Consider the following 11,384-nt stretch of genomic DNA (forward strand, 5'->3'; position numbering starts at 1 on the left):
TGCTATACCTGAGTGGAAATACGCGAGAACCAGGACTGGCCGGCAATACCCTTCAAGGCGCGGCTGTACCTGCTTTACCTGGCGCAAGCTGCCCCGCTACGTTTGAGTTTTCTTGCAGCAACTGCTGTTGCTGCCAGCCACCGCCGAGTGCAGCAATAAGCTGCACACTGGCGGTTAAACGGCCACCCAGTAGGCCTAAAGAGCTGCGTTCATTGCTGAGCGCAGTAGCCTGCACGCTGACCACGCTATTGAAGTCGACAGTGCCGGCCTTGTACTGATTTTCAACCAACCTCAGCGATTCGCGTGCCGCCTCCAGTGCCTCCTCTTGCACCGCGGCTTCCTGCTGCAATACGCGCAGTTGCACCAGGTAGTCTTCCACCTCACGGAAGCTGTCGAGCACCGCCTGGCGGTATTGCGCCACGGTCTGATCGTAAATCGCTTCAGTGCGCGCCAGCTCGGCGCTGCGCGCGCCGCCGTCAAACAACGTCAGCGCCAGCTGCGGGCCAAGGGACCAGAAACGGTTGGGCAGATCGATCCAGTCAGCAAAGCTGCTGCCACGGTAGCCAGCGTTGGCGGAAATACTCAGGTCCGGGTACCAGGCGGCCTCTGCCACACCAATTTCGGCGTTGGCGGCCATTACCCGGCGCTCGGCGGCAGCGACATCCGGACGGCGTTCCAGCAGTTGCGACGGCACCGCCACGGGTATTTCCGGCAGCACCGGCAGTTGCTCGCGCACGGCGATACTCAGCTCGCTAGGCGGCACCCCGACCAATACGGCTATTGCATGCTCCAACTGGGCGCGCTGCCAGTGCAGGTCTATCGCCTGAGCCTGGGTGCTTTTCAGCTGGGTCAGCGCCTGGCTGACATCGGATTTCGGCACGATGCCGGCGTTGTACTGGTTCTGCGTGAGTTTCAGCGAGCGCGCATAGGCCGCGACTGTGGCATCGAGCAGGCGCTGCTGATCATCCAGCACACGCAGTTGCAGGTAGTTCTGCACCAGTTCGGCCTGCAGGCTGAGTTTCAGCGCCGCCAGGTCAGCGGCGCTGGCCTCAACACCCGCGCGGCTGGATTCCAGCGAACGGCGCAGCTTGCCCCAAATATCCAGCTCCCAGGCAGCATTCAGGCTCAGGTCATAGTTCTTGTCGACGCCGCTGCTAGCAGCACTGTCAGTGCTGCCTTGGCTGCTGCGGGTAGCTGCTGCGCTGCTCGACAGACTTGGGTAAAACGCTGCCCGCGCGCCGCGCACCAAGGCGCGGGCCTGGCGATATTGCGCCTCGCTGGCGGCAAGGTTCTGGTTGGAGACATTCAGCCGCTCGACCAAAGCATTCAACTCGGCATCGCGGTACAACTGCCACCAACTGCCACGCGCCAGTGCATCGCCAGGTTTGGCTTGGCTCCAGCCCGCAATCTGCTTGAACTGCGCCGGGGTTTGCAGCTGCGGGCGTTGATAATCCGGGCCGAGGGTGCAGGCACTCAGGGCCAGACTTAACACTAGCAGCGTAGGTAAACGGTAGGCAGCAAAAACGTTCATAGCGGGGTTTCCAAGGCAGCGTCGGTGCGCACACCGCGCCAGCGGTTAACCCGGTGGCGCAGGCGGTCGAAGTACAGGTAGATAACCGGGGTGGTGTACAGGGTCAGCATCTGGCTCAAGACCAACCCGCCAACGATGGTGATGCCCAGCGGCTGACGCATCTCCGCGCCTTCGGCGCTGCTGAGCATCAGCGGTAACGCGCCGAGAATGGCGGCCAGGGTGGTCATCATGATCGGGCGGAAACGCAACAGGCAGGCCTGGCGGATCGACTCCTCTGGGCTCAGGTGCTGCTGGCGTTCCAGCTGCAGCGCCAGGTCGATCATCAGAATGGCGTTCTTCTTAACGATGCCGATCAGCAGAAACAATCCGAGCAGTGAGATTAGGCTGAACTCGATGCTCATCAGTTGCAGTGCCAGCAGCGCGCCGACGCCGGCCGAGGGCAAGGTGGAAAGAATGGTCAACGGGTGGATATAGCTCTCATAGAGCACGCCGAGAACGATATACACCACCACCAACGCCAGCAGAATCATCCACGGCTGGTTCTGCTGAGTTTGCTGGAACGCCCCACCAGTACCGCCCAGCATGCCCTGCACCTCGGTCGGTAAACCAACCCGCGCAATGGCGTTGTTTATCGCTCGGCTGGCTTGATCGAGGCTAACGCCTTCGGCCAGGGCAAAGCCGATATTTTCTACGGCGAACTGGCCCTGGTGGCTGACGCGATCCTCTTCCAGGCTGCGCTCCCAGCGCGCAAAATTGGATAACGGCACTCGCGCACCTTCTGTTGTAATCAATTGAATCTGATCAAGCGTCTCGGGGTATTGAGCGAACTGCGGGTTGATCTCCATGACCACGCTGTACTGATTGAGGCTGTCATAGATGGTCGAGATTTGCCGTTGGCTAAAGGCGTTATTCAGCACCGCAGTGATCATGTTCATGTCCACGCCCAGGCGCTTGGCCACATCACGGTCCACCACCAAGCGAATCTGCTGGGTGCCTTCAACTTCTTTAGCATCGATATCGGTCAGCTCCGGCAGTGCGCGCAGCGCTTCGCGCACCGGCGGCAACCACTTGCGCAGCGCATCCAGATCACCGGACAGCAGCATGTATTCGTTTTCCGAGCTGCGCCCTTCCCGCCCGCCAATCTGCAGATCCTGATCGGGCATCAGAAACATCCGCCCGCCGGGTACTTTTGGCACGGTCTCGCGCAGGCGGCTGATCACCGCTTGCGAGCTGATCTTGCGTTCAGTTACCGGTTTGAGACTCACGATCATGAAGGCGTTGTTGATCCCGCCACTGCCGCCGATAAACCCCGCCACGCTGTCCACCGCCGGGTCAGCCAGCACGGCGCGGCGGTAGATCTCCATTTTCGGCTGCATGACCTGAAACGACAGGCCGTCATCGCCACGGATAAAACCGATCAGTTGGCCGGTGTCCTGCTGCGGCATAAAGGTTTTCGGCACGCTGACAAACAGGAAGATATTCAGTGCGATGGTCGCCAACAGGCTGAACAGCATCAGCAAGGAGTGCTTGAGTGCCCAGTCCAAACCCCGCGCGTAAAACGCCAACACCCTCGTTTGCACAGCACCGCCCCAACGCTGCATGGCGCTGGGGCGGTGTTCGGAAGTTTCAACTTTGAGCCAGCGCGCGCAGAGCATCGGCGTCAGCGTTAGCGACACCAACAAGGAAATCACGATGGCCACCGCCAGTGTGATGGAAAACTCGCGAAACAGCCTTTCGACAATACCGCCCATAAACAGGATCGAGATAAACACCGCAACCAAGGAGAGGTTCATCGCCAGTAAGGTGAAGCCCACCTCACGCGCGCCCTTGAAGGCCGCTGCCATCGGCGTCTCCCCGGCTTCGATATGCCGCGAGATGTTCTCCAGCACCACGATGGCATCGTCCACCACCAGGCCGGTGGCGATGATTAGCGCCATCAGCGACAGGTTATTCAGGGAGAAATCCAGCAAGTACATCAGCGCAAAGGTGCCGACCAGCGACACCGGCACCGCCAATGCCGGAATCAGCGCCGCACGCCAACGGCCGAGGAAGGCGAACACCACCAGAATCACCAGCACCACGGCGATCAGCAGGGTCTGCTCGGCCTCATGCAGGGTCGCGGTGATCACCGGCGAGCGATCCATCGCCACTTGCAACTCGATGCTGGCGGGAATAACCGCCTGCAACGCCGGTAATTGCTCGCGAATGCCGGCGATGGTTTCGATGATATTGGCGCCGGTCTGCCGGTTGATCACCAGTAGCACGGCCTGTTGATCGTTGAAAAAGCCGCTGTTGTAGCGATCCTCGACGCCATCGCTGACGCTCGCCACATCACCGAGACGCACCGCAGCGCCGTCTTGGTAGCGAATGATCAACGGCAGGTAATCGGCGGCTTTCTCCAGCTGGTCGCTGGCCTGCACCTGCCAGTGTCGCTCGGCATCCTCCACCGCGCCTTTAGGCCGTTTTGCATTGGCCGCGCTGATGCTCTGGCGCACCTCATCCAAGGCGATGCCATAGTGATCGAGCAATCGTGGCTCCAGCGCCACACGCACGGCGGGCAAGGAGCTGCCGCCAATCTGCACTTCACCGACGCCGCTTACCTGGGCGAGCTTCTGCGCCAGGATGGTCGAGGCCACATCGTACAGCTGGCCTTTGTCGAGTACCTCGCTGGTCAGCGACAGCACCATGATCGGTGCCTGCGACGGGTTGACTTTGGCATAGGTCGGCATGCTGCGCATACCGCTGGGCAACAGCTCGCGCGAGGCATTGATCGCCGCCTGTACTTCACGGGCAGCGGCGTTGATATCCCGCTCCAGGTCGAACTGGATCATGATCCGCGTGCTGCCCTGGCTGCTACGGCTGTTCATTTGACTGATGCCGGCGATGGTGCCGAGCGAGCGTTCCAGCGGCGTGGCCACGCTCGACGCCATGATCTGCGGGCTGGCACCGGGCAAGCTGGCCTGCACGGTGATGGTGGGAAAATCCATTTGCGGCAACGGCGCGACCGGCAGCAAACCAAAGCTGACGCCGCCGAGTAACAGAATTGCCAGGCTCAGCAGCAAGGTGGCAACTGGTCGGCGGATAAAGGGCGCAGAAAGGTTCATCGTCTGACCACAAGCCCGGCCGCGCTGCGACCACTGATGCGCCGCGACAGCCGATCAAAATACAGGTAGATCACCGGCGTGGTGAACAGCGTCAGCACCTGGCTAAGCAGCAGACCGCCGACCATCACCAACCCCAGCGGCTGACGCAGCTCCGCCCCGGAGCCGCTGGCCAGCATCAGCGGAATCGCGCCGAATAGCGCGGCTAGGGTGGTCATCAGAATCGGCCGAAAACGCAGCAACGCCGCCTGGTAAATCGCCGCTTCCGGCTGCATGCCCTGGTTGCGTTCGGCGTCGAGGGCGAAGTCGATCATCATGATCGCGTTCTTCTTGACGATGCCGATCAGCAAGATGATGCCGATGATCGCAATTAACCCCAGCTCTTTACCGCTAAGCAGCAACGCCAGCAGCGCGCCGACTCCCGCCGAGGGCAAGGTGGAGAGGATGGTGATCGGGTGGATATAGCTCTCGTAGAGCACGCCGAGCACGATGTACATGGTAACGATGGCTGCGAGAATCAACAGCAAGGTGCTGGATAACGAGGCGCGAAAGGCTTCTGCCGACCCCTGGAAGCGCGTTTGTACGGCGGCCGGGATGCCGATCTGCTGCTCGACTCGCTCAATCACCGCCACCGCCTCGCCCAGCGACACACCGCCGGCCAGGTTGAACGACAGCGTCGCTGCCGGGAATTGGCCGATGTGGTTGATCAACAAGCTGGCGGCGCGCTCCTCCACCCGCGCCAGGGTCGACAACGCGACCTGCTGACCATCGGCGGCCTGGACGTGAATCTGCTGCAACGCCGCCGGACCGATGCTGCCGGCATTCTGGCTTTCCAGCACCACGCGGTACTGGCTGGCCTGGGTATAAATGGTGGAAATCTGCCGCTGGCCGAAGGCGTCGTACAGCGCGTTATCGATGTCCGCCACACTCACCCCGAGACGCCCGGCTAAGTCGCGGTCGATCTGCAGGTAGACCTGCAGGCCGCGGTTCTGCAGGTCACTGGCCACGTCACGCAGCTCCGGCTGCTCGCCCAGAGTGCTGACCAGCTTGGGCACCCACGCTTCCAGCAGGCTGATATCAGGCGATTCCATGCTGAACTGGAACTGGGTGCGGCTGACTCGATCCTCGATGGACAAGTCCTGCACCGGCTGCAGGTACAGCTCGATGCCGGGAATCCGCGCCAACTCGGGACGCAGCCGTTCGATGATCTGGCTGGCGCTGACATCGCGCTCGGCCCGTGGCGTCAGGTTGATCAGCAGGCGGCCGCTATTGAGCGTTGGGTTATCGCCATCGACACCGATATAGGACGACAGACTGGCCACGGCCGGGTCCTGCAAAACCACCTCGGCCAAACGCTGCTGGCGTTCGCTCATGGCCTTGAAGGAAATTGACTGCGGCGCCTCGGAAATGCCCTGAATAACCCCGGTGTCCTGCACCGGGAAGAAGCCCTTGGGTACGGCCAGGTACAACACCACCGTCAGCGCCATCGTGCCAATGGCGACAAACAGTGTCAGCGGCTGATGCTTAAGCACCCAGATCAGCCACACGCCGTAACGGGCGATCATGCCGTCGATCACCGCCCCAGCCGCGCGGTAGAAGCGCCCTTCTTCCTCGGGCTTTTCCGCCTTGAGCAGGCGTGCACACATCATCGGCGTCAGGCTCAGCGACACCACCAGAGAAATCAGGATGGCCACTGCCAAGGTGATGGCGAACTCGCGAAACAGCCGCCCGACCACATCAGCCATAAACAGCAGCGGAATCAGCACGGCAATCAGCGAAATGGTCAGCGACACCAAGGTAAAGCCGATTTGCCGCGCGCCTTTCAGCGCGGCGTTCAGCGGGGTTTCGCCCTCCTCCAGATGCCGCGTGATGTTCTCCAGCATGACGATGGCATCGTCCACCACAAAGCCGGTGGCAATGGTCAGTGCCATCAGCGTCAGGTTGTTGATGGTAAAGCCTGCGAGGTACATCACGGCAAAGGTGCCAACCAGCGACAGCGGCACGACGATAGACGGAATCAGCGTCGCCGAAAGCTTGCGCAGGAACAGGAAGGTCACCAACACCACCAGGGCAATGGCCCACAGCAACTCATGCTGCACGCCTTTGACCGCCGCGCGGATGGTCTCGGTACGGTCGGTCAGCACCCGCACGTCAACGCTGGCGGGTAAGCCCTGCGTCAGGTTGGGTAACAGGATTTGGATGCGCTCGACCACATCAATCACGTTGGCGCCTGGTTGACGCTGCACATTGACCAGCACCGCCTCGTTGCGATCCGCCCAGGCGGCCAGGCGCTGGTTTTCCGCACCGTCAATGATCTCAGCGACGTCTTTGAGACGCAGAGCTGCGCCGTCCTGGTAGTCGAGGATCAATTCACGGTATTCGTCGACGGATTTCAGCTGGTCGTTGGCATCCAGTTGCGACACCCGGGTTGGGCCGTCGAAGTTGCCTTTGGGCTGGTTGACGTTGCTGGCAGTGATCAAGGTGCGCACATCGCTGAGGTTCAAACCGTAAGCGGCCAAGGCCTGCGGGTTGACCCGCAACCGCACCGCCGGCCGCTGGCCACCCGCGAGAGTAACCAGACCGACGCCGCTGGTTTGCGCCAGTTTTTGCGCCAGGCGGGTGTCGATCAGGTCAAACACCTGCGGCAATGGCAGGGTTTGCGAACTGATGGCCAGGGTTAAAACTGGCGTGTCAGCCGGGTTGACCTTGTTGTACACCGGCGGTGCCGGCAAATCGCTCGGCAGCAGGTTACTCGCGCCGTTGATCGCCGCTTGCACTTCCTGCTCGGCCACATCCAGTTTTACTTCGAGGTTAAAGCGCAGGGTGATCACCGAGGCGCCACCGGAACTGGTCGAGGACATCTGCTTGAGCCCGGCCATCTGCCCGAACTGGCGTTCCAGTGGCGCGGTGACGGCGCTGGTCATTACGTCCGGGCTAGCCCCTGGATACAAGGTCAGCACGCGGATGGTCGGGTAATCCACCTCAGGCAACGCCGATACCGGCAGCATGCGGTAAGTGATCAAGCCACTGAGGAAGATTGCCAGCATGATTAGCGTGGTAGCGACCGGGCGCAGGATAAACAGGCGGGAGGCGTTCATTCGGCGCGCGGCGCTCGTTGGCTCTCGGCCTTGGCCGGTTCAATCTCAGTAGCGGCTGGTTTATCGCTGATCACTTCGACCTTATTACCCGAGCGCAGGCGATCAGTGCCTTCCTGCACCAGGCGATCACCCGCCTTGAGCCCCTTCTCGACCACAGTGACCACGCCATCGCTGGCGCCAATGCTGATGGGCGTCAGTTGAACCTTATCGTCTGCGTCTACCACATAGGCGAAGGTGCCACTGGCACCGAACTGCAGCGCCGTCGAGGGCATTAACGTGACGTCCTGCAAGGTTTTCACCCGCAGGCGCACGTTGACGAACTGGTTGGGGAACAGCAGTTCTTCTGCGTTGGCAAAACGCGCCTTGAGCTTGACCGTGCCGGTGGCGGTGTCGATCAGGTTGTCGACGCTTTCCAACCCGCCTTCAGCCAACTTGAGTGTTTCACTGCGGTCCCAGGCCTCAACCGTAAGCGTTGCGCCAGTGCGCAGTTGCTGCACCACTGCCGGCAGTTCGGCTTCCGGCAGGGTAAACATCAGCGCAATCGGCAGGGTTTGGGTTATCACCACCAACGGCAGCGCATCGCCGGAACTGAGCAAATTGCCCACATCGGCCTGGCGGATGCCTAAACGACCGCTGATGGGCGCACGCACCTGGGTGAAATCGAGGTTCAAGCGCGCCGTGGCAACATCTGCCTGCAAACTCTTGAGGCCGCCGCGGTACTGGTTAACCAAGGCTTCCTGAGTATCGAGGGTCTGCTTGGCGATCGAGTCTTCGGCGTACAAACCACGGTAGCGTTGCAGGTCCAACTCGGCATTGCGCAGCAGCGCCTGGCGTTCTTGCAGCGCCCCTTGGGCCTGTTGCAGGGCAATTTCATACGCGCGGGGGTCAATCACTGCGAGCAAGTCACCAGCTTTAACCTGTTGGCCATCCTTAAACAGCAGCTTGACCAGCTCTCCGTCTACACGGCTACGTACATTCACCGTGTTGTAAGCAGTCACAGTGCCGAGGGCTTTCAGCTCAACCGGAAAGTTGCCCTGGCTGACCATTGCAACGCGCACCGGCACCGGCCCCATATCGCCGAAACGGCCACGGCCCATTTGCCCCGATTCCGGTTTGCTCGGCCAGAACCACCACAGCAGCAGGATGAGCGCCGCGAGCAGCAGCAAGCCGATCAGCCATTGGCGTGACAGGCTACGAGAGCGGGAGGAGAGCTGTGTATCAGGCATGGCAACGATCACTGACGTGGAAAGTGTGAACGATATTCACTATCAGCCAGACTGCAAAGCGTCTTTACCGCCTATTTACCTTTCTCTTAGGTAACTAAATGTCTGATCCGAATAGAAAACTGCCAGGAACAGTTTTCAACGTCGCGTAGCGACGGCCCGCAGGGTGGTCGCCGGGATGGCAGGCCATAAATAAAAACGGCCTGCAAAGCAGGCCGTTGGACAATCGTGCAGCGGGTGTTACTTGAGCACAGCCAGGGCTGCGTCGTAGTTAGGCTCGTCGGCGATTTCGCCAACCAACTCGCTGTGCAGCACTTTGTCGTTTTCATCCAGTACCACTACAGCACGGGCAGCCACACCCACCAGCGGGCCGCTCGCGATGGCCACACCGTAGCTTTGCAGGAAGTCAGCACCGCGCATGGTGGACAGGTTGATCACGTTTTCCAGGCCTTCGGCACCGCAGAAACGTGCCTGAGCAAACGGCAGGTCAGTGGAAATGCACAGCACCACGGTGTTGGCCAGCTTGCTGGCGCTGGCGTTGAAGGTGCGCACGGAGGTGGCGCAGGTCGGGGTATCAACGCTTGGGAAAATGTTCAGAACTTTACGCTTGCCGGCCAGGCTGGCCAGGCTCACATCACTCAGGTCACCGGCGACCAGGCTAAAAGCCGGCGCTTGCTGACCAACTTGCGGCAGTTGACCGGTGACTTCGACCGGGGAACCTTTGAGGGTGACTTGTGCCATGGGAATGATCCTTTCAGCGGAGTTGAGGAGGTTTAACAAACAAGGGGCGAAGCCGCCAAATGGCAACCCCACCCCCTATTGAAGAACGGCAAGTAGAACTGACCAATGAGTCAGACTACCCTGCGCGCCCAAGTGTTACATCAATTTTTTGCGAAATAATCCTTGGTCAGCTTGACCACGATCGGGCTCAGCAAGATCAGTGATAGCAGGTTGGGGATCGCCATCAAACCGTTAAGAGTATCGGCCACCAGCCAGGCGAAATCCAACTGGGCAATCGCGCCGAAAGGAACTGCCACCACCCAGAGAATACGGAACGGCAGGATCGACTTGGTGCCGACCATGTATTCCCAGCACTTCTCGCCGAAGTAGCTCCAGCCGAGGATGGTGGTAAAGGCGAACACCACCAGGGCGATGGTCAGGATATAGCCACCCACGCCTGGCATCGCCGACTCAAAGGCCGCCGCCGACAAGGCGGCACCGCTGACACCGCTGGTCCATACGCCGGAGGTAATGATCGCCAGACCGGTCATCGAGCAGATGATGATGGTGTCGATAAAGGTCCCGAGCATGCCGATCATCCCCGAACGCACCGGGCTGTTGGTGGTCCCGGCCGCTTGCGCGATACCGGCAGTACCCAGGCCTGCTTCGTTGGAGAAGATACCGCGCGCCACACCAAAGCGGATCGCCGCCATCACTGCCGCACCAGCAAAACCACCGGTCGCAGCGGCTGGGCTGAAGGCATAGGTGAAGATCATTTCAAAAGCGGCTGGGATTTGCGCGGCGTTAACCACCAGCACCACGAACGCAGCAATGATGTAAGCCACGCACATGAACGGCACCAGGGTCGCAGCGACTTTACCGATGCGCTTGATACCGCCGAGGATCACCATGCCAACAAAGACCATGGTCACCACGCCGGTGACCCACAGCGGCACGTTGAAGGTGGTTTGCAGGGCCGCGGCCATGCTGTTGACCTGCACCATGTTGCCAATGCCGAAACCAGCAAAGCCGCCGAAGATGGCGAATGCAGTGCCCAGCCACAGCCACTTCTTGCCCAGACCGTTCTTGATCGCGTACATCGGCCCGCCGACGTGCTCGCCGCGCTCATCCTTCTCGCGGTAGTGCACAGCCAGCACCACTTCGCAGTACTTGGTGGCCATGCCGACCAGTGCGGTGCACCACATCCAGAACAGTGCGCCTGGGCCGCCAAGGAAGATTGCAGTGGCCACACCGGCGATATTACCAGTACCGACGGTGGCAGCCAGGCAGGTCATTAGCGCCTGGAACGGGCTGATTTCGCCACTTTCTTCGTCGCCTTTCTTGCGGCCTTGCCACATCAGCTTGAAGCCAGCGCCAATCTTGCTCAGCGGCATAAACTTCAGGCGCAGCATGAGGAACAGACCGGTGCCGAGAATCAGTACCAGCATGGGCGGGCCCCAGACCACGCCATTGAGTTGATTAACCAGGGTGTTGACGAATTCCATGCTCATTTCCTTATTGTTTTAGTGAACGCGAGGTGGATAGCCATCGCTTATCCGATTGCCGGGTAGGCCAAGCTGTTTCGCAAAACGCGAGCCGGGTTGGCGCGTTTACAAACAACGCATCGGGCTATATCAGCCAGCAAGACGACTGTCCGGTGATTAGCGGCAGCCAGTATATGGAGACTGGGATAGTGGTTTTCACCGTTTAG

6 protein-coding genes are annotated in these 11,384 nt (G+C 60.5%); all 6 read right to left on the reverse strand.

The genetic code is table 11. The features are described 5' to 3' along the window. Positions 1 to 52: 52 nt before the first annotated feature. Positions 53 to 1,531 (reverse strand): efflux transporter outer membrane subunit, encoded by a 1,479-nt coding sequence (locus tag Q0V31_RS16405; RefSeq protein ID WP_298189411.1) that lies wholly within the window; start codon positions 1,529 to 1,531, stop codon positions 53 to 55. Further along, positions 1,528 to 4,635: an efflux RND transporter permease subunit gene (locus Q0V31_RS16410; RefSeq protein WP_298189413.1), complete on the reverse strand. Its 3,108-nt coding sequence runs from the start codon at positions 4,633 to 4,635 to the stop codon at positions 1,528 to 1,530. The genes Q0V31_RS16405 and Q0V31_RS16410 overlap by 4 nt, the downstream gene beginning before the upstream one ends. Beyond that, positions 4,632 to 7,730, reverse strand: a complete 3,099-nt coding sequence (locus Q0V31_RS16415) for an MdtB/MuxB family multidrug efflux RND transporter permease subunit (RefSeq protein WP_298189417.1) — start codon at positions 7,728 to 7,730, stop codon at positions 4,632 to 4,634. Before Q0V31_RS16415 ends, Q0V31_RS16410 begins: the two co-directional genes overlap by 4 nt. Continuing rightward, positions 7,727 to 8,956, reverse strand: a complete 1,230-nt coding sequence (locus Q0V31_RS16420; RefSeq protein WP_298189420.1) for an MdtA/MuxA family multidrug efflux RND transporter periplasmic adaptor subunit — start codon at positions 8,954 to 8,956, stop codon at positions 7,727 to 7,729. The genes Q0V31_RS16415 and Q0V31_RS16420 overlap by 4 nt, the downstream gene beginning before the upstream one ends. 237 nt (positions 8,957 to 9,193) lie before the next feature. Further along, entirely contained in the window at positions 9,194 to 9,694 is a 501-nt protein-coding gene (tpx, locus tag Q0V31_RS16425) for a thiol peroxidase (RefSeq protein WP_298189422.1), read from the reverse strand. A 140-nt stretch (positions 9,695 to 9,834) separates the two neighbouring features. Next, complete coding sequence (locus Q0V31_RS16430) at positions 9,835 to 11,178, reverse strand: sodium:alanine symporter family protein (RefSeq protein ID WP_298189425.1); 1,344 nt, start codon at positions 11,176 to 11,178, stop codon at positions 9,835 to 9,837. Between the last annotated feature and the right edge of the window lie 206 nt (positions 11,179 to 11,384).

It is taken from the genome of uncultured Pseudomonas sp. (assembly GCF_943846705.1).
In the GTDB taxonomy this organism is placed as follows: Bacteria; Pseudomonadota; Gammaproteobacteria; order Pseudomonadales; family Pseudomonadaceae; genus Aquipseudomonas.

Bases quoted from the DNA above. Each gene is read 5' to 3' on its own strand.
- Q0V31_RS16405 (WP_298189411.1), bottom strand. From the start codon at position 1,531: ATGAACGTTTTTGCTGCCTACCGTTTACCTACGCTGCTAGTGTTAAGT.
- Q0V31_RS16410 (WP_298189413.1), bottom strand. From the start codon at position 4,635: ATGAACCTTTCTGCGCCCTTTATCCGCCGACCAGTTGCCACCTTGCTG.
- Q0V31_RS16415 (WP_298189417.1), bottom strand. From the start codon at position 7,730: ATGAACGCCTCCCGCCTGTTTATCCTGCGCCCGGTCGCTACCACGCTA.
- Q0V31_RS16420 (WP_298189420.1), bottom strand. From the start codon at position 8,956: ATGCCTGATACACAGCTCTCCTCCCGCTCTCGTAGCCTGTCACGCCAA.
- tpx (WP_298189422.1), bottom strand. From the start codon at position 9,694: ATGGCACAAGTCACCCTCAAAGGTTCCCCGGTCGAAGTCACCGGTCAA.
- Q0V31_RS16430 (WP_298189425.1), bottom strand. From the start codon at position 11,178: ATGGAATTCGTCAACACCCTGGTTAATCAACTCAATGGCGTGGTCTGG.